Below are 21,209 nucleotides of genomic sequence, written 5' to 3' on the forward strand. Positions count from 1 at the left end.
TTGCGGTTTTCAAGGGTCAGGGACGCACGAACCGCGCCCCGGTGTCCGCCTTCGTGCCGGGGAGAATCCGGCGCGGCTCGATCCGGCGCGAACCGCCGGCCACGAGCACACCCTGCCCGGTCCTCAGCGCCCTGCGCAGCTCCGCGACCGGCTTTTCTAGTTCCATGCCGACCGAGACCACCTTGCCCTCTTCACGCGTGCCCGCGGCGATGATCGCGACGATCCTCGGCCTGCCGGCCGAGCGGTCGAAAACCGGCGCGCCGGACGAGCCGAAATGGACATCGCAATCGAAAGCGATGAGCCCCACGTCACGGCCGACGACCCGGCAACCGTCCTGCCACGACAGCGCGGCATCGCGACCTTTCGCGAAGGACACGACGTCGATCTGGCGCACCTGATTGCCGAGGCGCGCGATCGCAAAGGGCGCGGCGGTGGCGGCGGGGATTGGCTCCGCAAGCTCCAGAAGCGCGACATCGTGGCGGACGCTGTCGAGGTCCTTCGGATTGGCCGGATCATAGCGCGGATGCCCCACCGCGCGCGCGACGCCGCTCTCGGCCACCGCGACGCCGTCCCGCAACCCGGCGCGGAAACGCATGCCGGCGATGTCCGGCGCCTCGTCCGAACTGCCGCCGCGAAGGCAATGCGCCGCCGTTAGAACGAGGTCTGGCGCGATCAGGGCGCCGGTGCAATAGCCCTGCGCGCCGATCTCGACCCGGCCTACCGCCTCGAAACCGAGCACATCCTGGCGGAGCGTCAATCGCTTGAGCGGCGGCGCCTCGGCCGCCGCGGCCCCCGCGAGCGCGGCGACGGCCAGGGCGGCGAGGCCGATTATCCGCGCTGACGGCCTCACGGCTTGACGAATTTCGCGCCGATCGAGCCGGCCTCGACCGATGGCGACGCGCCAAGACGGGGCGCGGCCCTCTGGAACGGGCTTTCCCCGGCGGCGAAAGCCGCCCGCAACTCGTTCAGGGGCTGCGCCATCTGCGTCGCGAGCGCGACCCGCTTGTCGTCCATCTCCGCCTTCGCCGAGACCACCGAGACGATCTGCGCGTTGCCATCATTGACCGCGAAAACGGGTGCGCCCGAGGAACCGAAATCGACCGAGCAGGTCAGCACGAGCACGCCGGGCTGGCGGCCGAGCACGAGGCAGGCATCCTGCATCGAGGGCGCTTCGGACCGGTCGAACGCGTAGGACACGATGCTCACCTCGTCGCCGCGCATCGGATCGGTGCCCACGTCGAACGGCTGGATCGACGGCAGCCGGATCGGCTGGTCGAGTTCCAGCAGCGCGAGATCGTAGGCCACCCGGTCCATCGGGTTCGGCCCCTCGTAAACGTAGTCGGGATGCGCCATCGCCCGCTTCACACCGCGATAGGCCGCGGCGCGGCCGTTGCGCCATCCGGCAAGGAAGGTCAGTTCGGACGCGTCGATTTCCGAGCCGGTGCGCTGATCGACGAGACAATGCGCGGCGGTCAGCACAAGCGAGGGCCCGATCAGCGCGCCGGTACAGAAGGAGTTGTCGGCGATATTGAGCCGGCCGACCGCCTCCCAGCCGCGGGTCTCGTCCGCCGAGGTCATTGCATGGAGCGCCGCCGCGTCCTCCGCCGGGGCCGTCAGGGGCCAGCCCGCCAACATCAACGCCGCAATCCATGTCCGCATGTCGTCTCCCCTCCGTCATCCCGCACTTACCCGTCCGTTGGGGCAAATTTGTGACCGAGGGCAACCCGGCGCCGCGCCCACCTCGTCACGGCCTGCCACTTTCACGGGGTCTCGGCGAAGATCCGCTCTCTTGTTCGCGCGGCGACGGCGTTACCGCGCCAACGCCCTCGGCCGGGGTCCGCCGGTCGCCCAGTCCAGAAGCTCCACCGTATGAACGACGGGCACACCGGTCCCGGCACCGATCTGCATCATGCAGCCGATGTTTCCGGCCGCGATCACGTCCGGCGCCCGCGCCTCCAGCGTTGCGACCTTGCGCCGCTTCAGCTCGGCCGAAATCTCCGGCTGAAGGAGATTGTAGGTCCCGGCCGAGCCGCAGCAGAGATGCGCGTCGGCCGGCTCGACGACATCGAACCCCGCGGCCTTCAGGAGCGCCTTCGGCGCCGTTCGCACCTTCTGGCCGTGCTGCAGCGAGCAGGCCGCGTGATAGGCGACCACCAGCGACTCGGGCGCCTTGCCCGTCGGCCCAAGCCGCTCCAGCAGCTCGCTCACGTCGCAGGCGAGGCCCGCGATCTCCGCCGCCTCCTCCGCGAGCGGGTCGGTGCGGAACATGTGCCCGTAATCCTTCACCGTCGTGCCGCAGCCCGACGTGTTGATCACCACCGCGTCGAGCCCGCCCGCGCGCTTCTCGGCGATCCAGGCGCGGATATTGGTCGCGGCCGAGGCGTGGCTCTCGCCAGTCTTTCCCATGTGATGGGTCAGCGCCCCGCAACAGCCCGCGCCCTTAGCGACCACCATCTCGCAGCCAAGCCGCCTGAGAAGCCGGATCGTCGCGTCGTTGATGTCGGTGTTGAGCGCCTTCTGCGCGCAGCCCGTCATGAGTGCGACCCGCATCCGCCGAGTTCCCGTCGCCGGGAAGACCTGCGGCGCGTCGTTGCGGCTCGCCGGCGGCACCCTGTCCGGCGCCATCGCCACCATCGCCCTGAGCCGCGCATCGGGCAGCCACGCGGCGAAGGGCCGCACGAACCGGGCGCCGGTCAGCGCCAGCCGAAACCGGCCCGGATGCGGGATCACCCGCGCCAGCAGCCATCGCAGCGCCCGGTCGCGCCACGGACGGCGATAGGTCGCCTCGATATGGGCCCGCGCGTGATCGACAAGATGCATGTAATGCACGCCCGAGGGGCAGGTCGTCATGCAGGCAAGACACGACAGGCAACGGTCGATATGCCTGACCGTCTTCTCGTCCGCCGGCCGCCCGGTCTCCAGCATCTCCTTGATCAGGTAGATCCGCCCGCGCGGAGAATCGAGTTCATCACCCAGAATCTGGTACGTCGGACAGGTCGCGGTGCAAAAGCCGCAATGGACGCAGGCGCGCAGGATCTCGTTGGCGCGCTTGAGTCCGGGGTCCTTAAGCTGCTCTTCGGTGAAGTTCGTCTGCATCGTTCAGCCCATCAGCCCCGGATTGAGAATGCCGCGCGGATCGAACCGGGCGCGCAAGCCCGCCGAGATCGCGGCGAGTGCCGCGGGCTCCGGCGCAAAGGTCGCGACCCGGGCGCGGGTCGCCGCCGCCGCGCGAACCAGCGTCGCATGGCCCCGGAGCGGGCCGAGCGCCGCGCGCAAGTCGCTCCCTTCCGAAACCAACGCCCAGACGAGGCCGCCGCCCCAGTCGAGCATCCACTCCCCGCCGATCCGCACGACAAGCCCCGGCGCGTCCGAGGGCCGGACCGAGATCCGCCAGACTTCGCCCGCCTTGCCGTGGAACGGCGCCACCTCCCTGACCCGGCGCCAGAGCGCCGCGACCCGCTCCGCATCCCTTTCAACCGCGACCGGCCCATGCGCCCCGAGAGCCGCGGCGAGCCGCTCCGCCCGATATGCGACCGAGGCGGCAAAGCCCTCGATGCGCACCAGCGCCCCCTCGCCCGGAAGGAAAGCCGCGCCGGTCACGTCAAAGGGCGTGCCGAGCGCCGCAGAGAGAACCCGCACGGCCGCGTCCGCACCCTCGACCCCGATGACGACCGTCGCCGCCGCCTCCGGCGCCGGCAGCACCTTGAACGCCGCCTCGGTCAAGACGCCGAGCGTGCCCCAGCTTCCCGCCATGAGCTTCACGAGATCGTAGCCGGTGACGTTCTTCATCACGCGCCCGCCGTTCTTCACCACGGCCCCCGTCCCATCGACGAAGCGCACGCCAAGAAGCGCATCGCGGCACGCCCCCGCCTGCACCCGCCGCGGCCCCGAGACGTTCGCGGCCACCATGCCGCCCACCGTCGGCTCCCCCTCGGTACCGAGAAGCCCGCGCCAGTCCGCGGGCTCGAAGGCGAGCCGCTGCCCTTCCGCCGCAAGTGCGGCCTCGAGCGCGGCCAAGGGCGTGCCCGCCTTCGCGACGACCGTCAGCGCGCCCGGCTCGTAGAGCGTGATCCCGTCCAGCCCAGAGGTCTCCAGCACCTCGCCCGCGACCGACGCCCCGACGGGCCGCGTCCCGCCGCCCCGCACCACGAGCGGCCCCGCCGCCCCCCGGACCGCCTCAGCCAGCTCCTCTTCGGATGAAACCCTCACGCTGCCGCCTTCACCTTTTTGAAAATATCCTCCGGGGGTCCGGGGGTGGAAAACCCCCGGCGCCTCCGACTCACCGCGCCCGCCGCCCGGCACTCATGTGCAGCGGGAACACCTTAGCGGGATTGAGCAGCCAGCAGGGATCGAACACGTCCTTGACCCGCATCTGCGCTTCCATGTCCGCCGCCGAATACTGCACCTCCATGAGGTCGCGCTTCTCGATGCCGACGCCGTGCTCGCCGGTCAGGCAGCCGCCGACCTCGACGCAGAGCTTCAGGATCTCCGCCCCGAGCGCCTCGCAGGTCTCCAGATCCCCCGGCTTGTTGGCGTCGTAGAGGATCAGCGGATGCATGTTGCCGTCGCCGGCATGAAAGACATTCGCCACATCGAGCCCGAAGTCGCGGCTCATCTCGCCGATCCGCTTCAGCACCTTTGGCAGGGCCGAGACCGGGATCGTCCCGTCGAGGCACATGTAGTCGTTGATCTGCCCTACGGCGCCGAAGGCCGACTTGCGGCCGAGCCAGATCTTCTGCGCCTCCTCCGCCGACCGGCTCTCGCGGAACTCGACCGGATCGTGCCGCGCCGCGATCTGGCGGATCAGGCCGAGCTGCTCGTCGATCTCGGCCTCCGCACCCTCCACCTCGACGATCAGGAGCGCCTCGCAATCCGGATAGCCGGCATGGGCGAAGGCCTCGCAGGCGTGGATGCAGGGCCGGTCCATGAACTCGATCGCGACCGGCAGCACGCCCGCCTTGATGATGTCGGCGACGCAGGCGCCCGCGACCTCGTTCGAGCCGAAGGCGATCAGCACCGGCCGCGCCCCCTCGGGCTTGGGCAGGATCCGCAGCACCGCCTCGGTGACGACGCCAAGCTGCCCCTCCGAGCCGCAGATCACCCCGAGAAGGTCGTACCCCCCGGCATCGAGATGCGCACCGCCGATCTCGACGACCGTGCCCTCCATCGTCACCAGGGTGACGCCCATCAGGTTGTTGGTCGTCACCCCGTATTTCAGGCAATGCGCCCCGCCAGAATTCATCGCGATATTGCCCGCGATAGCGCAGGCGAGCTGCGAGGAGGGATCGGGCGCGTAGAAGAAGCCCTCCTCCTCGACCGCGCCGGTGACCGAAAGATTCGTGCGCCCCGCCTCGACCCGGATGAAACGGTTGTCGTAATCCACGTCGAGCACCCGGTTCATACGCGCCACCCCGAGGATCACGCTGTCCGCCGTCGGCAGCGCGCCGCCGGCGAGCGAGGTTCCCGCCCCGCGCGGCACCACCGGCACCCGCTCCTCGTGACAGACCTTGAGCACCGCCGCGACCTCGGCGGTCGAGCCGGGCAACACGACGGCGAGCGGTGCGCAGCGGTAGGCGGCAAGCGCGTCGCATTCATAGGCGCGGGTCTCGGCGGGATCGTCGATCACCGCCCCGTCCGCCATCGCAGCACGAAGCCGCGCGACGATTTCTGCCTTGCGTTCAAGAACGGAACGGTCAGCGATGGGAAGATCCATGGTGCACCTCGAAACTGGTAAGAAATTATAACCAGTTTTCGAGAAACGCAATCGAAACCTGCGCGCGCAGCCCTCGCTTCGGGAAGAAAACCAGGAACCCGCACATCAATGTGATCCCGATTCCGGCCCCGCCGTGGCACTCTGCGGCCATGTTCCGCCTGAGTCTCGTCGTCCTCACCCTGGCAGCCGGACCGGCCTGCGCCGACCCTCCTCAGGTTACCGGTGCGCGTGCGGAAGGCCACGGCGACAACCTCACCTTCAGCGTCACGCTGACCCATCCCGATACCGGCTGGGACCATTATGCCAGCGGCTGGGAGGTGCTCGCGCCCGACGGCGACCGGCTCGGCTATCGCGAGCTCACCCATCCCCATGTCGAGGAGCAACCCTTCACCCGGAGCCTCTCCGGCGTGGCGATTCCCGATGGCATCGACCATGTGCTGATTCGCCCGCGTTGCACGCTCGACGGCTGGGTCGCGACACCAGTCAGGCTGGATTTGGCCGATTAGATTGCCTCTGGAAATGATCTGACAAGAAATTGTCGCAATTCCGCGCAATGCTTACGCCGCGTCAAGTTGACCGGACATTAGCGTACCAAGAATCGTTTGGGTTGTGTTACGCTCCGGCCGTGCCGTCACCTTGCGCACCATTGCGCAACCAAAACAAACAATCGGGAGGATGTCATGAGCCAGGCGAAGCGCCGCGACGAGATTGATCTGATCGTGGACGATATTCTGGCAAAGCCCGAGCGTGCCGAAGAGCTGAAGCGCCTGCTGCGCGACCGTCTCGGAGCGCCGGCCGAAATACGGCAGAGCCGGCTGCGGGTCGTGGTCTCGAACGACGATCCTGACAGCCTGTGGGACAACATGCCGATCTGATCGAATTGCCGTAAAGGCGATCGAATTTCCCACCCTAATCAAAACGCCCTGACGCGCCCTTTCGGGCGCGTCAGCGTTGGCCCTCGCGAAGCCAGGCGAACACGCTGAGGCCCAGCGCGATCAGGAGGAACGCCCAGGCGGGCAGCAGCGGCGCGATGCGGATATCGGTGGTCCGGTAGGCGTCGCGCGGCGTGATCCCGACCCAGCCGCGCCCGATCGCCGGGCGCCCCGCGCGCACCGTGCGGACATCCGGAAGCCCGTCCTCGATCCGCAGGAACCCGCCCTGGCTCGCTTCCGCCGCCGGCGCGAGCGGCACCTCTGAGGCGATCGTCTCCTCGAACTCGCGCGGCGCCGCCGGGCCGAGCGCCACCACCCGGTTCAACTCGCCATCGGTCAGCCGATAGAGCCCGATCTCGGTCGCCGCGAATTCGGCCTTGTAGCGCCCCGGTGCGGCTTCGGTCAGTTGCAAAACCGTCTCGGTGCCGTCCGGCGCGGTCACAGTGACTTCACGGGCGCCCTCGCTCAGCGTGCGCCGGGTGATCGTCAGCGCCTGACCCTCGGCGGTCGCGACCAGCGCCTCCTCCTCCAGCTCGGGCTCCTTCATCATCCAGTGCGCCAGCCGGCGCAGCAGTTCGAGCTGCGGCCCGCCGCCCTCGAACCCGCGCCCCCAGAGCCAGGCCTGATCGGAGCCGAGAAGCGCCACCCGCCCCTCGCCCACCCGGTTGAGCACCAGGAGCGGGCGGCCACCGGGCGCCTCCATCACCACCTGCCCGGCAGGATCGGCAAGCTCGAGATAGCGCATCCAGCGCCCCCAATTGGGCGCCCCGACCGTCCCGGACGCCCCGCCCTCCGGCGTGAACACCTCTAGCCCCTCAGCCACCGGATGGCGCTGGCCGAGATCGGAGACGCGCGGCGTGAAGCCGCCTCCGATCACCCGCGCCGTCGGCCGCGCCGGCAGGATGTCGCCGAGCCCCGAGTGGTAGAGGCTCTCGGCCGAGGCGAAATCCGGCCCGGCCGCGACCAGCACCGCGCCGCCGGCAAGCACATAGTCGCGGATATTGTCGAGATAGGCCGACGGCAGGATGCCCCGCAGCCGGTATCTGTCGAAGATGATCAGGTCGAACTCCGTGATCTTCTCGACGAAGAGCTCGCGCGTCGGGAAGGCGATCAGCGACAGTTCCGACACCGGCACGCCGTCCTGCTTGTCAGGCGGGCGCAGGATCGTGAAATGCACCAGATCCACCGCGCTGTCGGATTTCAGGAGGTTGCGCCAGGTCCGCTCGCCCGCATAGGGCTCGCCCGAGACCAGTAGCACCCTGAGCCGGTCGCGCACGCCGTTGATCTGCACCACGGCCATATTGTTGCGATCGGTGAGTTCGCCCTCGGCGACCTCAACCCACAATTGCACCACGTTCTGCCCGCCGTGATCGAGCACCAGCGGCAGGTCGATATCCTCGCCCACCGGCACCGGATAGGTCTCCGGCGGCGCGCCATCGATCGCTACCGAGAGCATGACCGGCCGCCCGCCAAGCCCCGCCGGCATCCGTCCCTGCTCCTCGACGCGGATCGTGAGTTGCACCGGCTCGCCTATGATCCCGAAGACCGGCGCGGTCTTGATCATCAAGCGGCGGTCCCAGTCGTCGTCGTGCCCGGTCAGGAGCACGTTCATCGGCGCGGGCATGTCGGGCGCAAGCTCCAGGTCATGCACCTGGCCGTCGGTGACGAGGATCGCACCCGCAACGCGCGCCCTTGGCTCCTCTGCCAGGGCCTGCGCGAGCGCGGTCATCGCGAGCGTACCGGCATCCTCGGCCCCGTCGCCGAGTACGACCTTGCGCAGTTCGGTGTTCGGCAAGGCCGCGATCTCGGCCTCGACCCGCGCCACCGCCGCTTCGGTCTGCCGGGCGCGGTCGGCGATCTTCTGGCTCGCGCTCTCGTCGACGACGAGGATGACGATGTCGCTGAGGCTGCGCCGCTCCTCGGTCTGCAACGAGGGGCCGGCGATCGCCACCAGAAGTGCTGCGGCGGCAAGGCCGCGCAGCCACCAGCCCGACAGGCCGCGCCAGAGTGCCAATGCCATGAAGGCCAGCGCGAGCCCGCACGCGGCCCAGATCAGCGGCCAGGGCAGGAACGGATCGAAGACGACATGCCCGGTCATTGCCCCAGCCTTTCCAGAAGCGTCGGCACATGGACCTGGTCGGATTTGTAGTTGCCGGTCAGCACATACATGATCAGGTTGACGCCGAAGCGGTAGGCGATCTCGCGCTGGCGCTCGCCGCCGAGGCCGCGCCCCACCCGGAACATCGGCCGGCCGCTGTCATCGACCGCCCAGGCCGAGGCCCAGTCGTTGCCGCCGATCACCACCGGGGTCACCCCGTCGTTGAGGTTGCGGAACGGCATCCCCTCGGCGCGCTCGGCATCCGGCGGCGCGGCCTCGACCCAGACCGCGCGGCCGGCATGGCGGCCGGGGAAATCCTGCAGGAGGTAGAAGCTGCGGGTCAGCACATGGTCGCTCGGCAAGGGTTCCAGCGGCGGGATATCGAGGGGCGCCGCCAGCGCCTGCAGCCGCCGCCCCTCGGGCGTCGCCGCGCCGAAGCCCGCGACATCGCCGTCGCGGGTGTCGAAAAGGATCATGCCGCCGGACCGCAGATAGCGGTTGAGCCGCGCATAGGCCGCGGGCGACGGCGCCTTCTGGTCGGCGGTGACCGGCCAGTAGAGGAATGTGTAGACCGCGAGATCGTCGGCCTCGACATCGACGCCGCGCGGCTCCACCGGCTCGACGGAGGTGCGGGCGAAGAGGATCTCCGACAGGCCCCAGAGCCCCGCCTCGGCGACCCGGTCGGTCTCGGCGTCGCCGGTCAGGACATGGGCGAGGACGACATTGCCGGCGGCGCGGACGAGTTGCTCCTCCGCCGCGCCTTGGGCATGGGACTCGCCCGGCAGCCCCGCGGCGAGGATCGCGAGCAGGAGCGCCGCCATGCCCGCCCGCGGCCCCCGCAGCCGCCCCGAGAGCGCGAGCGCCGCGATCATGTCCAGCAGCAGGAGGAGGAGTGCTGCCCCGAGGAACCAGCCCTTCAGGAGCGTTTCGCGCGCGACAGCCAGCCCCTCGACCGCGACATCGTTGGGCCATTCCGCCGCCGCCAGCACCCGGTCGGGCGCGACCGCGTTGACCGCGAGCCGCCGGTCGCCCGATGCATAGAGCCCCGGCGGCAGCTCCGGCCCGATCCGCGGATCGGCCAGCGCCTCGCCGGGGATGCCCGGCAGATCCTCGGCCTCGCCCAGCGCGCCATAGGCGTCGAGCACCTTCTCCGCGACCCAGGTCGTGCCCGCGAGATCGGCCTCTTCCGGCCGCGCCGGCCGGCTCGACACCGCGAGCCGTTCGAGCATCTGCACGAAGAGCCCCGACAAGGGCAGGTTCGACCATTCGGCATTGGCCGCGACGTGGAAGAGCACCACCTGCCCCTCGCCGATCGCCCGCCGCGTGACGAGCGGCGTTCCGTCGGCAAGCGTCGCGACGGTCGCCGCCGCGAGATCCGGCCCCGGCTGGGCGAGGACCTGCGCGCTCACCGCGACATCGGCGGGCGCCACCAGCCCGGCGAAGGGCGATCCGTCCGCGAAGGGCGCAAGCGCCTTCGGCTCGCCCCAGCTCATCGTGCCGCCGACCGCGCGGCCGCCAAGCCGGAGCCGCACCGGCAGCAGCGGATCGAGCGCGTCCCGTCCGACATCGGAATTGGCAAGGCGCGGCCCGGCAAAGCGGACGAGCAGCCCGCCCTCCGCGATCCATTCCGACAGCGCCTCGCTCTCGGCCACCTTGGCGACATCGGCAAGGATGATCACGTCGGGGCTGGCAAGCAGCACGTCGCCGATGGTCCCCTCGACGAGATCGGCGGTCGGCACCAGCGCCTGACGCAGGTAATGGTCGGGCGAGAGCAGCTCCAGCCCCTCGCGCCCGGCGCCGCCGACCACGAGCCCGACCTTGCGCCGCTTCAGCGCGTCGTCGGTCAGCGCGACCGCACCCGCCGTGGCCTCGCCCGACACTTCGAAACGGGTGATGCGGTTTCTCAGTTCCGGCGGCAGGTCGAACGCCGCCTCGGCCATGCCGTCACCGTCGGCGAACGTGGCTTCTGCCCGCGCCAGCTCGCGCTCGATCCCGGCGGGGTCGAGCCCGCGCGCGACGATCTCGGCCGCGGCCGGGCCGGCATGGCGCGCCCTGAGAGCGGTGACCGAGACCTTGCCCTCGGCATAGCCCGCGCCGGAGAGCGCCACCACGTCCCGCGCACTCTCGACCGCCGTGACCTTGCCCTTCGCTGCGAGTGCCGCGGCAAGCTCCGCCCGCCCCTCCCGCGCGAGCCCGTCCGACAGCCAGAGCGTATCGAAGCCGCCCTCCGGCAGTGCTGCCGCCAGATCGGCCAGCGCCCCGGCCTCCGGCTCCCACGGCTTCGGCTCCAGCGCCGGCAGGCTCGCGGCGACCGCGTCGGCGGCCGCGAAGACCGGCCCGCCCGCAGACGGATCGGCGAGGGAGACGAGCGCCACCGGCCGCCCGGCGCGCCCGGCATCGGACAGCGCCGCCGAAATCCGGCCCGCGCGCCGCGTCCAGTCGCGCGCATCGGCCCAGCCACCATCGACGAGAACGAGTAGCGGACCGCCCCCCGCGACCTTTTCCTGCGGATTGAGCACCGGCCCGGCGAAGCCCGCGATGACGAGCGCCGCCGCGAGCATCCGCAGGAGCAGCAGCCACCACGGGGTGCGCTCGGCCTCCTGCTCCTCGTCCGTCAGCCCCAGCAGCAGCGCCACGCCCGGAAACCGCCGCCGGATCGGCGCCGGCGGGATCGCGCGCAGGAGAAGCCAGAGCACCGGCAAGAGTACGAGCCCCCAGAGGAGCCAGGGAATCGTGAAGCCGATGGGGCCGAGGATCAGCATCAGTGGTCCTTCCTCAGCGCCGCGTAGATCCAGAGGAGCGCCCCTTGCGCGGGCTCGCCGGTGTGATGGGTGGTGTAGAGCCAGCCCGCCTTCTGCGCGTAATCGGCAAGCCGCGCCTTGCGCTCGGCGAGCCGCTCCTGGTAGCGCGCGCGCAGGTCGCCGGCCTTGCGAGTCTCATGGGTCAGCGTGCCGCCCATGCTTTCGAAGATCGTGCGGCCGTCGAACGGAAACGCCTCCTCGACCGGGTCCAGCACCTGCATAAGCACGCCCGTCACGCCCTTGTCGGCGGCGAGCGCCAGCGCCATCTCGACCGCCTCGGGCTCGCCCATGAAGTCCGAGAGGAAGACCGCGCGCGAGCCCGCGAGGATCGCCCGCGCCTCGGGCGCGCCGAAATCGGCCTCTCCGGCGGCCCGCGTGAAGGCCTGCGCAAGGCGCAGGAGCTGCACCTCGCCCGAACGCGGCGGCGCGATAGGATCGGCGAGCCCGACGCGTTCGCCCGCCCGGATCAGGAGCACGGCGAGCGACAGCGCCAGAAGCCGCGCCCGGTCGGCCTTGGCCTGCCGCTTCGGATCGCCGGTGAATTCCATCGAGCGGGAATCGTCGACCCAGAGATGCACCGATTGCGCCGCCTGCCATTCCTTCTCGCGCACGAATTGCGCGTCGGCCTTGCCGGAGCGGCGCCAGTCGATCAGCCGCGCCTCGTCGCCGGCATGGGCGGGGCGGTACTGCCAGAACTCGTCGCCCATGCCCGAACGCCGCCGCCCGTGCTCGCCCAGCTGCACCGTCGCCGCCAGATGGCGGGCATCCGCCATCAGGGGCGGCAGCGCCGAGGCGAGCGCCTCCGCCCTGCGCCTCAGGCCCGCCGGACGGGCGGAATGGGGCGCGGCCTCGGTCATGCCGCCTCGGCCCGCGTCACGTCACGCGCCACGCTCTCGATGATCTCGGCAAGGCTCTCGCCCCGCGCCCGCGCCGCGAACGAGAGCGCCATGCGGTGGCTGAGGACCGGCCGCGCCAGCGCCAGAACGTCCTCGGCCGAGGGCGCGAGCCGGCCCTGCAGCAGCGCCCGCGCCCGGACCGTCAGCATCAGCGCCTGCGCCGCGCGCGGACCTGGCCCCCAGCTCACGCTGTCGGTGACCGCACCGCCCGCCTCGTCCTCGCCGGGCCGGCAGGCCCGCACCAGGTCGAGGATCAGCTCCACCACCTTCTCGCCGACCGGCATCCGCCTCACGGTGGTCTGCGCCGCGATGAGATCGGCGGCGGTGAAGACCTGCGGCGATTCCGCACTCTCCACCCCGGTCGTGGCCAAAAGGATGTCGCGTTCGGTGCCGCGGTCGGGATAGTCGACGTCGATCTGCACGAGGAACCGGTCGAGCTGCGCCTCGGGCAAGGGATAGGTTCCCTCCTGCTCGATCGGGTTCTGGGTGGCGAGAACGTGGAACGGCGCGGGAAGCCGGCGGTGCTGGCCGGCGATCGTCACCTCGCGCTCCTGCATCGCCTGCAAGAGCGCCGACTGGGTGCGGGGCGAGGCGCGGTTGATCTCGTCAGCCATCAGAAGCTGGCAGAAGACCGGCCCCTCGATGAAGCGGAAGCTGCGCGACCCGTCCTTGGCCGTCTCCAGCACCTCAGAGCCGAGGATGTCGGCCGGCATCAGGTCGGGCGTGAACTGCACCCGCCCCGATTTCAGCCCCATCACAGCGCCGAGCGTGTCGACGAGCATGGTCTTGCCCATGCCGGGCAAGCCGACCAGGAGCCCGTGGCCGCCGCACAGAAGGGCCGCGAGCGACAGCTCGACCACCCGTTCCTGCCCGATGAAGCGCCGCCCAACCGCCTGCCGCGCCTCGGCGATCTTTTCGCCCAGTGCCTCGATCTCGGCCAGAAGATCGGTGGTATCGGCCATGACAAGCCCTCCTCCATCGTTATACTTGTGAGCATAAAGGCAGAATTCCAACCCGGCACCAATGGCAAAAAAAGACCCAGAACAATTGATCGTGAAGCCCTCGGCGGAAAACCTCGCTGCCGCGGCCAAGGCCGCCGGCAAGAAGGGTCCGCCGCCGGTACACCTGTGGAATCCGCCCTTCTGCGGTGATCTCGACATGGAGATTCGCCGCGACGGAACCTGGTTCTATCTCGGCACGCCGATCGGGCGGCACGGGCTGGTGAAGCTCTTCTCCTCGATCATCCGCAAGGACGGCGACGACTATTTCCTCGTGACGCCGGTTGAAAAGGTCGGCATCCGCGTCGTCGACGCCCCCTTCGTCGCGGTGGATGCCAACGCGGCCGGGGCGGGCCGCGACCAGGCGATCACGTTCCTTACCAGTGTCGAGGACGAGGTGACGGCCGGCCCCGACCACCCGATCCGCGTCGCCCGCGACCCCGAGACCGGCGAGCCCTCGCCCTACATCCTCGTCCGCGCCAATCTCGAGGCGCTGATCGACCGCAAGACCTTCTACCGGCTGATCGAGCTCGGCGCCCACGAGGAGCGCGAGGGGCAAAGCTGGTTCGGCCTCTGGTCCGGCGGCACGTTCTTCCCGGTGATCCCCTCGGCGGAGCTCGCCTGAGTGCCGAAATTCTGCGCCAACCTCTCGTGGCTCTTTCCCGAACTTCCCTTCATGGACCGCTTCAAGGCGGCGAAGGAGGCCGGGTTCGACGCGGTCGAGGTGCTCTTCCCCTATGACTGCGCCGCGCAGGAGATGCGCGACCAGCTGGTCTGGAACGGCCTGACTTTCGTCCTGATGAATTGCCCGCCGCCGAACGCCACCGGCGGGCTGCAGGGTTTCGCCGCGGTCCCGGGCCTCGAGGACCGCTTCCGCCGCGACTTCGACCGCGCTTCACGCTTCGCGCAGGTGCTGAAACCGCGCCATATCCACATCATGGCCGGCGTCGCGGACGGACCCGAAGCCGAGGCGACCTTTACCGAAAACCTTCGTTGGGCCGCCGCCCGCGCGCCCGGCCAGAGCCTGACGATCGAGCCGATCAACCGCCACGACATGCCGGGCTACTTCCTCGCCGACTACACCACGGCGGCCCGCGTCCTCGACGCGGTCGCCGCCCCGAACCTCGCGCTCCAGTTCGACGCCTACCACGCCCACCGCATCACCGGCGACGTGCCGGGAACCTGGGCCGCCCACGGCCACCGCGCGGTCCATGTCCAGGTCGCGGGCTTTCCCGGCCGCCACGAACCGAAAGGCGGCGAGATCGACTACCCCGCCTTCTTCGCCCGCCTCGACGCGGAGGGCTACGCCGGCTGGGTCAGCGCCGAATACGCCCCGGCCGCCGCCACCGCGGAGGGACTCGGCTGGCTGCGCTGACCGCTGTCATCTTGCCCGAAATATTCCGGGGGAGTCGCCGCGCCAGCGGCGACGGGGGGGAGCGCCCCTAGCGCCGCTCCGACCTGCGCCGCGGCTGCCGGCCCTCCAGAACCCCCGATTCGAGGATGATCTCCGAGACCTGGTGCTCGCGCCGGTAGGCCATCACATGCACCCCCGCGACACCCTTGATCTCGCGGATCTGCTGGATGAGCTCGATGCAGATCTTCTTGCCCTCGGCCCCCGGCTTCTCGGCCTTCTCCATCCGGTCAATGAGCGCATCGGGCACATGGATCCCCGGCACGTTCGACCGCATCCACCGCGCCGCCTTGGCCGAGGCCAGGGGCCCGACGCCCGGAAGGATATAGACCTTCTTGTCGAGCCCGAGATCGCGCACCCGCGCCATGAACTTCTCGAAGAGGGGAATGTCGTAGATGTAGTTGGTCTGGATGAACTCCGCCCCCGCCTCGACCTTCTTGGCGAGCCGCTCGGGCCGCCAGTCATGCGGCGGGATGCAGGGGTTTTCGGCGGCACCCAAGAACATCTGCGGCGGCCGGGTGATCTTGCGGCCCGACAGGAACATGCCCTGGTCGCGCATCGTCCGGATCGTCCTGAGAAGCGTCAGCGAATCGAAGTCGAAGACCGGCTTCGCGCCGGGCTGGTCGCCCACCCCCACCCCGTCACCGGTGAGGCAGAGGACGTTCGACACCCCCATCGCCGCCGCACCGAGCACGTCGCCCTGGATCGCGATCCGGTTCCGGTCGCGGCAGGAGATCTGGTAGACGGTCGAATACCCCGCCCGCGTCAGAAGCGCCGAGATTCCGATCGACGACATGTGGCAGTTCGCGCCCGACGCGTCCGTCGCATTGATCGCATCCGCCACCTCGCCAAGGGGCTGCGCGGCCTCGAACACGTCCGACGGATCGGCGCTGTCGGGAGGGTTCAGCTCCGCCGTCACCGCGAAGCGTCCCGCCCTCAGCACCCGCTCCAGCCGCGAATGCGAGACATGGCCCTCGGGCGGCGGGGCATAGACCGGCACCTCGTCGGAATAGTCGCCCGTGCTCATTTCTTCAGCACCTCCCGGTTGACCGCGCTCGCCGGCTCCTCAGCCAGCGGCGCCACGGCGGGTTCTATCGCGCGTGCCTCGGGGAAGGCTTCGGCGACCGCGGTGCGCGCAGCCTCGCGCGCCTCCCTGAGCTTCGCCGCCTTCTCGCGGCTGACCCTCAGCCAGGACGAGGAGCCCTTGAGGCTGCGGTCGACCGGCGGCAGCACCTCGCGGATCTTCTGGCCGCCCTTCATCCGGGTCGAGCCGTCCCAGGCGGCCGCCCAGACGCATTTCATCCAGGGCTTCACCTCGCAGTAATTGCCCGGCCGCACGCCGCCGCAAGGACCGTTCCGCAGCTCCTTGGGGCAGTTCATCGGGCAGGACATGCCGGTCGAGGACAAGGCACACTGGCCGCACATCTTGCAGTCGAAGAGAACCGACTTCACCCCCTGCTCCAGCAGCGCGATCGGCCGCTCCACCCGGTTGTAGCCGATCTTGGCGAAGACCGGGTCGAGTGCCACCATCACCCCCTCGACACGCTGGTAGATCCACTCGAAGACGCCGGAATGACGGATCGCGAAAAGTCGAATGCGGTACATGGGTTGGCCCTGCTCGCCGCGCCGCCCTGAGCATGGCGGCTCGGCTTCAGGATCGGCGGGCGCCGCAGCGAATGCAAGCCAAATCCGAGACTTCCGCCATTTCAGCGGTAGCGTGGCGCCCGCCCTGCCATGGCCGCCATCACCGCCTCGATCTGGTTCGCGCCGCCGAGGATGTCCGCCTGCAGCCTCGCCTCAAGCGCGAGTCCTTCGCCCGTCGGCAAGACCCAGCCCGCCTCGACCAGCCGCTTCGCGGCGGTGAGCGCATCGGGCGAGCGCAGCGCAAGCTCCGCCGCCATCTCCCGCGCCGCCGCGACCGGATCGGCCGCGAGCCGCGTCACGAGCCCGAGCGCCAGCGCCTCTTCGGCGCCGACGACGCGGGCCGACATGATCAGGTCCTTGGCCTGATCGGCGCGCATCAGCCGCGGCAGGAACTGGCTGATCCCCATGTCGGGGATGAGCCCCCATTTCGCCTCCATCACCGACAGCCGCGCATCCGGCGCCGCGATCCGGAAATCGGCGGCAAGGGCGAGTTGCAGCCCGGCGCCGTAGGCCACGCCCTCGACCGCCGCGATCACAGGCACCGGCAGCGCCGCCCAGGCGGTGCAGGGCTTCTGGAACCGGTTCGCGGCTTCGCCCTCGGGCGGCGTCAGGATCTCGCGCTTCAGCCCCTCGATATCGGCCGCGAAACCCTGCAGCACCGAGAGGTCGAGCCCCGAGGAGAAACACCCGCCCGCGCCGCACAGGATCACCGCGCGCAGGCCCCTCTCCCGCGACAGCCCTTCGGCCGCCCCGGCGAGCGCGTCGAACATCTCCATCGTCCAGGCGTTCTTCCGTTCCGGCCGGTTCAAGCAGACCTCGGCCACGCCGTCCTCGCCCAGGGTCACGCGCACCACGTCGCCCATCGCCGCCTCCTTCTGCAAGTCGCGGCATCATCTCTGGCGTCGCCCACCGGGAAAACCCCGTCAGTGCGGCCGTGACGCGAGGTCACGAAATCGCGACCCGCAGGGCTCCTGACAGAAGGCTGTCAGGAGGGCTGTGCGACAAGGTCCGCGTCACCCCGCATGAAAGGAGTTCCCCATGCAGTCCCAACCCGTTGTCGTCTGGAGCGAAATCCCGGTTTCCGATATGAAGAGGGCGGTGGCCTTCTACAACGCGACCTTCGACTGGCAGATGACAATCGACGAAAGCGGCCCGAACCCGATGGCGATCCTCGGCGGCAACATGGAGACGACGGGCGGCCATCTCTATCCCGGCAAGCCTGCCCGGGATGACGGCCCCACCGTCCATATCGCCGTGTCCGACCGGCTCGAGGATGCCGCGATCCGCTGCCGCAAGGCCGGCGGCGAGGTGATCGGCGACATCATCACAATCCCGCCCGGCCGCTTCGTCTATGCCAAGGACCCCGACGGCAACTCGATCGGGCTCTTCGAACCGTCGAAAGCCGCCTGATGCGGCGAGCCGACCGCCTCTTCCAGATCGTCCAGTATCTCAGGGGCGGTCGGCTTCTGACCGCGAAGATGCTCGCCGAACGGCTCGAAGTCAGCGAGCGCACGATCTACCGCGACATCGCCGACCTCGTCGGCTCCGGCGTGCCGATCGACGGCGAGGCCGGGATCGGTTACCTGATGCGGGCGGGCTACGACCTGCCACCGCTGATGTTCTCGAAGGCCGAGATCACTGCGCTCGTCGCCGGCGCCCGAATGGTCCGGAGCTTCGGCGGCGCGGCCATGGCGCTCGCCGCCGAGGAGGCGCTGGCCAAGATCGAGGCGGTGCTGCCCCACGATCTGAAGGACCGCCCCGCAGGGGTCGCGGTCCATGCCCATGACGCGGGCGCGCTCTCGGACGCCGACCGCGCGATGGTCGACCGGCTTGATGCCGCGACCGATGCCCGGCTGACGCTCACGCTCGACTACCGCGACGCCGGGGGCGCGGCGACTCGGCGCAGGGTGCGGCCGCTTGGCCTCTGGTTCTGGGGCAAGGTCTGGACGCTCATCGCCTGGTGCGAACTGCGAGACGATTTCCGCATGTTCCGCATCGACCGGATCGCATCGGCCGAGCCGGCCGGCCCCTTCCGACCTGAACGCGACAAGAGCCTGGCAGCCTTCCTGCAGCAGGAAGTCGCGCGCACGGACTGCGCGCGGGACTAGCGCCATTTCGGGTCGATCACCTCGTATCCGAGCATCTCGGCCAGCCGCCCCACCGTCGCCGCCGCGACATCCGCAGCACCCTTCGGCAGCCGGGCATCATAGCCACCGGCCCGCCCGAGCACCCGCCCCGCCAGCGCGAACTTCATCGGATGGCGCGGCAGGCCGAGCCGGTCGAGCGCGATCTTGCCCGCCGCATCCCACTCGAAGATCGAGAAGAAGAACCCGAGCGTTTCGCGGATCGCGCCCGGCGCGGGATCGGTGACCGTCGCGTGCTGTTCCATCACCATCGGCCCCGAGCCGGTGTTCATCGGATGGACGTGGCGGATCTGCTCCGGCAGGACGGCGGTCTCCCCCGCCCTGACGGTCCCGACCTTGCCGTCCAGCCGGTAGGTGCCCTCGCCGGACAGGAGCTTGAACTCCTCGTGCCAGCCGACGTGGAAATGTTCCGCGAAATCGGGTGCGCGCGAGGGTTCGGCCATCGTGTATCGGAGGACGAAATGGGTATCGCTCATGTCGAGCAGTTCGAACTCGGTCCCGGACCTTGGATTCGTGACCCTCGCGCCGACCTCCAGCATGCCGCAGCCCCCCGACATTGACACCAGGGCCGAAGTCTACCGCATCTGGGCGCCAACACCCAAGCCAATCGGACCGCCGGAGCGTGGCCCTTCTTGCAGGGCGTCACGGCTCGGAGGCAGGCCAAACTTCCGGCTGTAGTCGCGGCTGAAATGGGTCGGGCTTTCGTAACCCACGGCGAAGGCCACCGCCGAAACCGGTTGCCGCCCATCGGCAAGCAGGCCCCGCGCCTCGATCAGGCGCAGGTCCTTCTGGTATTGCAGCGGCGTCGTCCCGGTCACCGACTTGAAGTGGTCGTGAAACGACGACGGGCTCATGCCCGCCGTTCGCGCCAGATCGGAAACCGCGAGCGGGGCGCGGAAATCGGCCCTGATCCGCAGGATGGCCCTGGCGATGCGGCTGGCATGGCTGTCGACGGACAGAAGGTTGCGCAGCATTGCCCCGATCGGCGACATGAGAAGCCGGTAGTGAACCTCACGCAGCACCGCTGGTCCCAGCACCCGGGCGTCGAGCGGGCGGTCCATCATCGCAATGTAGCGGCCCAGGGGTTTGAGCCATGCCGGATCGGCCGGCGCGGCCGACAGCGACCTTGCGCTGCCCGCCGGGGGCAGCGCCTCGCCGACCTGTTCGTAAAGGCTGCGCACCAGCGCCAGATCGAGCGACAGGATCAACGCAAGATAGGGTTCGGACGCACTTGCCTCGGTGATCCTCGAGACGACCGGCACGTCGTGACTGACCAGCAAGGCATCGCCCGCCCGCAACCGCGCGCCCTGATCACCAACGAACGTTTCCTTGGCGCCCTGAAGAATCAGGCAGATCACAGGTTGGTAGATCACCGCCTCGAAACTGCTGGCGACTTCCTTGCGAAGCACGAAGAGGCCGGGCAGACTTTCCGATTTTTCCTTGAATTTGGCCGCATACCGCTCGCTGAGAGCCGCCAGTTGGGTGAGATCCATGCGCGCATCCTCCACCTCCCCATTACCGGATAACGCTGCAATATGCACCAATTTCAACGGAGCTTCGGAGGAACAGGCAGGTCAAACGGAAGATGTGGCAGGCACGGGCACCCCCATGCCGCTAGAGTCACAGCCAGCAAGCAGCCGACGGAGACAGCCATGAGCGTCATGCAGCAAACATTTCCCGTGAACGCCGATACCGACATTCCCGCCGTTGGTTTCGGCACCTACCTGATCTCGAACGAGGAGGCGGTCGAGGCCGTCTGCGGCGCCATCATCGCCGGCTACCGTCATATCGACACCGCCGCCGGCTACCGGAACGAAGAGGGCGTCGGCGCCGGTCTGCGCGCCGGGCTGGAGGCGACCGGCCTGTCGCGCGGCGACATCTTCGTGACGACGAAGCTCTGGCCCGGCAACCCGGCCTGGGGCGACGCGCCCAAGACCGAGGCGCAGACCCTGGCCGAAGCCGAAGCGAGCCTCGCGCGGCTCGGGCTTGACCATGTCGACCTCTACCTGATCCACGCGCCCTTTGGCGGCGCGGAGCGGATCGGGCAGTGGCGGGCACTTCTGGAGCTGAAACGGACCGGCAAGGCCCGCAGCATCGGCGTGAGCAACTTCAACCAGGCGCATCTGGAAGAGATCAAGGCCGCCGGTTTGCCGATGCCAGAGGCCAACCAGATCGAGTTGCACCCCTGGTCGCAAAAACCCGAGTTGCTCTCCTACATGAAGGCGCACGGCATCGCGCCGATCGCCTACAGCAGCCTCGTGCCGCTGTCGACATGGCGCGCCGAACCCGGGCAGGACAGCAAGAAGACCGACGCGATGAAGAATGACGGCCATGCCTTTGCCGGAATGGCGGCGAAGTACGGCGTGACCGAGGCGCAGGTTCTGCTGCGCTGGGGCGTGCAGAACGGGTATGCCGTGCTGCCGAAGAGCCTTAACCCCGAGCGGATGCGGCAGAACATCGACCTCGCGGGCTTCTCCATCGACGACGCCGACATGGCACTGATCCGAACGATGAACCGCGGCGAAGGCGTCGCCTGGGCAAGCGGCGATCCTAGCCTGGCCGATTGAGCCTT

At 69.5% G+C, this 21,209-nt stretch carries 21 protein-coding genes; 7 read left to right on the plus strand and 14 right to left on the minus strand.

Annotated features, from left to right (window positions below; translation table 11 throughout):
- Positions 1 to 16: 16 nt before the first annotated feature.
- From R5H32_RS11360 to R5H32_RS11380, 5 genes are all read right to left on the minus strand, one after another.
- Positions 17 to 850, minus strand: a complete 834-nt coding sequence (locus tag R5H32_RS11360) for a trypsin-like serine peptidase (RefSeq protein ID WP_318338795.1) — start codon at positions 848 to 850, stop codon at positions 17 to 19.
- Complete coding sequence (locus tag R5H32_RS11365) at positions 847 to 1,659, minus strand: trypsin-like serine peptidase (RefSeq protein WP_318338796.1); 813 nt, start codon at positions 1,657 to 1,659, stop codon at positions 847 to 849. The genes R5H32_RS11360 and R5H32_RS11365 overlap by 4 nt, the downstream gene beginning before the upstream one ends.
- 150 nt (positions 1,660 to 1,809) lie before the next feature.
- Positions 1,810 to 3,096, minus strand: coding sequence for a glycolate oxidase subunit GlcF (gene glcF / locus R5H32_RS11370; protein ID WP_318338797.1), 1,287 nt, complete (start codon positions 3,094 to 3,096; stop codon positions 1,810 to 1,812).
- 3 nt (positions 3,097 to 3,099) lie between these two features.
- The gene (locus R5H32_RS11375; protein WP_318338798.1) at positions 3,100 to 4,209 is read right to left on the minus strand and encodes an FAD-binding protein; all 1,110 of its coding nucleotides are present in this window, start codon (positions 4,207 to 4,209) and stop codon (positions 3,100 to 3,102) included.
- 70 nt (positions 4,210 to 4,279) lie between these two features.
- Positions 4,280 to 5,713, minus strand: coding sequence for an FAD-linked oxidase C-terminal domain-containing protein (locus tag R5H32_RS11380; protein ID WP_318338799.1), 1,434 nt, complete (start codon positions 5,711 to 5,713; stop codon positions 4,280 to 4,282).
- A gap of 149 nt (positions 5,714 to 5,862) precedes the next feature.
- Between R5H32_RS11380 and R5H32_RS11385 the strand changes: the two genes are divergently transcribed.
- Positions 5,863 to 6,219, plus strand: coding sequence for a hypothetical protein (locus R5H32_RS11385; protein ID WP_318338800.1), 357 nt, complete (start codon positions 5,863 to 5,865; stop codon positions 6,217 to 6,219).
- A 174-nt stretch (positions 6,220 to 6,393) separates the two neighbouring features.
- Positions 6,394 to 6,588 (plus strand): hypothetical protein, encoded by a 195-nt coding sequence (locus R5H32_RS11390; protein WP_318338801.1) that lies wholly within the window; start codon positions 6,394 to 6,396, stop codon positions 6,586 to 6,588.
- A gap of 70 nt (positions 6,589 to 6,658) precedes the next feature.
- On the opposite strand, the gene R5H32_RS11395 is transcribed toward R5H32_RS11390, so the two are convergent.
- Genes R5H32_RS11395 through R5H32_RS11410 form a run of 4 tightly spaced genes read right to left on the minus strand, consistent with a single transcriptional unit; the run spans position 6,659 to position 13,402 of the window.
- A complete protein-coding gene (locus R5H32_RS11395) occupies positions 6,659 to 8,743 on the minus strand; it encodes a hypothetical protein (protein WP_318338802.1) in 2,085 nt (694 codons plus the stop codon).
- Complete coding sequence (locus R5H32_RS11400) at positions 8,740 to 11,505, minus strand: DUF4159 domain-containing protein (protein ID WP_318338803.1); 2,766 nt, start codon at positions 11,503 to 11,505, stop codon at positions 8,740 to 8,742. Before R5H32_RS11400 ends, R5H32_RS11395 begins: the two co-directional genes overlap by 4 nt.
- Positions 11,505 to 12,401 (minus strand): DUF58 domain-containing protein, encoded by an 897-nt coding sequence (locus R5H32_RS11405; RefSeq protein WP_318338804.1) that lies wholly within the window; start codon positions 12,399 to 12,401, stop codon positions 11,505 to 11,507. Before R5H32_RS11405 ends, R5H32_RS11400 begins: the two co-directional genes overlap by 1 nt.
- Positions 12,398 to 13,402 carry a MoxR family ATPase gene (locus R5H32_RS11410; RefSeq protein ID WP_318338805.1) on the minus strand — a complete coding sequence of 335 codons (1,005 nt, stop codon included), beginning with the start codon at positions 13,400 to 13,402 and terminating at the stop codon, positions 12,398 to 12,400. Before R5H32_RS11410 ends, R5H32_RS11405 begins: the two co-directional genes overlap by 4 nt.
- A gap of 61 nt (positions 13,403 to 13,463) precedes the next feature.
- On the opposite strand from R5H32_RS11410, the gene R5H32_RS11415 reads away from it, so the two are divergent.
- Positions 13,464 to 14,063, plus strand: coding sequence for a DUF1285 domain-containing protein (locus tag R5H32_RS11415; RefSeq protein WP_318338806.1), 600 nt, complete (start codon positions 13,464 to 13,466; stop codon positions 14,061 to 14,063).
- Positions 14,064 to 14,813 (plus strand): hydroxypyruvate isomerase family protein, encoded by a 750-nt coding sequence (locus tag R5H32_RS11420; protein WP_318338807.1) that lies wholly within the window; start codon positions 14,064 to 14,066, stop codon positions 14,811 to 14,813.
- 67 nt (positions 14,814 to 14,880) lie between these two features.
- On the opposite strand, the gene R5H32_RS11425 is transcribed toward R5H32_RS11420, so the two are convergent.
- The 3 genes from R5H32_RS11425 to R5H32_RS11435 all read right to left on the minus strand — a co-directional run bounded on the left by R5H32_RS11425 (position 14,881) and on the right by R5H32_RS11435 (position 17,356).
- Positions 14,881 to 15,876, minus strand: a complete 996-nt coding sequence (locus tag R5H32_RS11425) for a methylenetetrahydrofolate reductase (protein WP_318338808.1) — start codon at positions 15,874 to 15,876, stop codon at positions 14,881 to 14,883.
- Positions 15,873 to 16,454, minus strand: coding sequence for a methylenetetrahydrofolate reductase C-terminal domain-containing protein (locus R5H32_RS11430; RefSeq protein ID WP_263334059.1), 582 nt, complete (start codon positions 16,452 to 16,454; stop codon positions 15,873 to 15,875). The genes R5H32_RS11425 and R5H32_RS11430 overlap by 4 nt, the downstream gene beginning before the upstream one ends.
- 101 nt (positions 16,455 to 16,555) lie before the next feature.
- Positions 16,556 to 17,356, minus strand: a complete 801-nt coding sequence (locus R5H32_RS11435) for a crotonase/enoyl-CoA hydratase family protein (protein ID WP_318338809.1) — start codon at positions 17,354 to 17,356, stop codon at positions 16,556 to 16,558.
- 175 nt (positions 17,357 to 17,531) lie between these two features.
- Between R5H32_RS11435 and R5H32_RS11440 the strand changes: the two genes are divergently transcribed.
- Together R5H32_RS11440 and R5H32_RS11445 are read left to right on the plus strand one after the other, a co-directional pair.
- Positions 17,532 to 17,903, plus strand: coding sequence for a VOC family protein (locus R5H32_RS11440; RefSeq protein ID WP_318338810.1), 372 nt, complete (start codon positions 17,532 to 17,534; stop codon positions 17,901 to 17,903).
- The gene (locus R5H32_RS11445; RefSeq protein ID WP_318338811.1) at positions 17,903 to 18,601 is read left to right on the plus strand and encodes a YafY family protein; all 699 of its coding nucleotides are present in this window, start codon (positions 17,903 to 17,905) and stop codon (positions 18,599 to 18,601) included. Before R5H32_RS11440 ends, R5H32_RS11445 begins: the two co-directional genes overlap by 1 nt.
- On the opposite strand, the gene R5H32_RS11450 is transcribed toward R5H32_RS11445, so the two are convergent.
- Both R5H32_RS11450 and R5H32_RS11455 read right to left on the minus strand, forming a co-directional pair.
- The gene (locus R5H32_RS11450) at positions 18,598 to 19,176 is read right to left on the minus strand and encodes a cupin domain-containing protein (RefSeq protein WP_318338812.1); all 579 of its coding nucleotides are present in this window, start codon (positions 19,174 to 19,176) and stop codon (positions 18,598 to 18,600) included. The genes R5H32_RS11445 and R5H32_RS11450 overlap by 4 nt on opposite strands.
- Before the next feature lie 36 nt (positions 19,177 to 19,212).
- Complete coding sequence (locus R5H32_RS11455; RefSeq protein WP_318338813.1) at positions 19,213 to 20,130, minus strand: AraC family transcriptional regulator; 918 nt, start codon at positions 20,128 to 20,130, stop codon at positions 19,213 to 19,215.
- Between the two features lie 159 nt (positions 20,131 to 20,289).
- Between R5H32_RS11455 and R5H32_RS11460 the strand changes: the two genes are divergently transcribed.
- Positions 20,290 to 21,204 carry an aldo/keto reductase gene (locus tag R5H32_RS11460; RefSeq protein ID WP_318338814.1) on the plus strand — a complete coding sequence of 305 codons (915 nt, stop codon included), beginning with the start codon at positions 20,290 to 20,292 and terminating at the stop codon, positions 21,202 to 21,204.
- Positions 21,205 to 21,209 lie beyond the last annotated feature (5 nt).

The sequence above is a fragment of the Defluviimonas sp. D31 genome (assembly GCF_033436765.1).
Classification (GTDB): Bacteria; Pseudomonadota; Alphaproteobacteria; order Rhodobacterales; family Rhodobacteraceae; genus Albidovulum.

Coding starts and splice junctions, on each gene's coding strand:
- R5H32_RS11365 (WP_318338796.1), bottom strand. CDS start 1,659: ATGCGGACATGGATTGCGGCGTTGATGTTGGCGGGCTGGCCCCTGACG.
- glcF (WP_318338797.1), bottom strand. CDS start 3,096: ATGCAGACGAACTTCACCGAAGAGCAGCTTAAGGACCCCGGACTCAAG.
- R5H32_RS11380 (WP_318338799.1), bottom strand. CDS start 5,713: ATGGATCTTCCCATCGCTGACCGTTCCGTTCTTGAACGCAAGGCAGAA.
- R5H32_RS11385 (WP_318338800.1), top strand. CDS start 5,863: ATGTTCCGCCTGAGTCTCGTCGTCCTCACCCTGGCAGCCGGACCGGCC.
- R5H32_RS11390 (WP_318338801.1), top strand. CDS start 6,394: ATGAGCCAGGCGAAGCGCCGCGACGAGATTGATCTGATCGTGGACGAT.
- R5H32_RS11395 (WP_318338802.1), bottom strand. CDS start 8,743: ATGACCGGGCATGTCGTCTTCGATCCGTTCCTGCCCTGGCCGCTGATC.
- R5H32_RS11400 (WP_318338803.1), bottom strand. CDS start 11,505: ATGCTGATCCTCGGCCCCATCGGCTTCACGATTCCCTGGCTCCTCTGG.
- R5H32_RS11405 (WP_318338804.1), bottom strand. CDS start 12,401: ATGACCGAGGCCGCGCCCCATTCCGCCCGTCCGGCGGGCCTGAGGCGC.
- R5H32_RS11410 (WP_318338805.1), bottom strand. CDS start 13,402: ATGGCCGATACCACCGATCTTCTGGCCGAGATCGAGGCACTGGGCGAA.
- R5H32_RS11415 (WP_318338806.1), top strand. CDS start 13,464: ATGGCAAAAAAAGACCCAGAACAATTGATCGTGAAGCCCTCGGCGGAA.
- R5H32_RS11425 (WP_318338808.1), bottom strand. CDS start 15,876: ATGAGCACGGGCGACTATTCCGACGAGGTGCCGGTCTATGCCCCGCCG.
- R5H32_RS11430 (WP_263334059.1), bottom strand. CDS start 16,454: ATGTACCGCATTCGACTTTTCGCGATCCGTCATTCCGGCGTCTTCGAG.
- R5H32_RS11435 (WP_318338809.1), bottom strand. CDS start 17,356: ATGGGCGACGTGGTGCGCGTGACCCTGGGCGAGGACGGCGTGGCCGAG.
- R5H32_RS11440 (WP_318338810.1), top strand. CDS start 17,532: ATGCAGTCCCAACCCGTTGTCGTCTGGAGCGAAATCCCGGTTTCCGAT.
- R5H32_RS11445 (WP_318338811.1), top strand. CDS start 17,903: ATGCGGCGAGCCGACCGCCTCTTCCAGATCGTCCAGTATCTCAGGGGC.
- R5H32_RS11450 (WP_318338812.1), bottom strand. CDS start 19,176: ATGCTGGAGGTCGGCGCGAGGGTCACGAATCCAAGGTCCGGGACCGAG.
- R5H32_RS11455 (WP_318338813.1), bottom strand. CDS start 20,130: ATGGATCTCACCCAACTGGCGGCTCTCAGCGAGCGGTATGCGGCCAAA.
- R5H32_RS11460 (WP_318338814.1), top strand. CDS start 20,290: ATGAGCGTCATGCAGCAAACATTTCCCGTGAACGCCGATACCGACATT.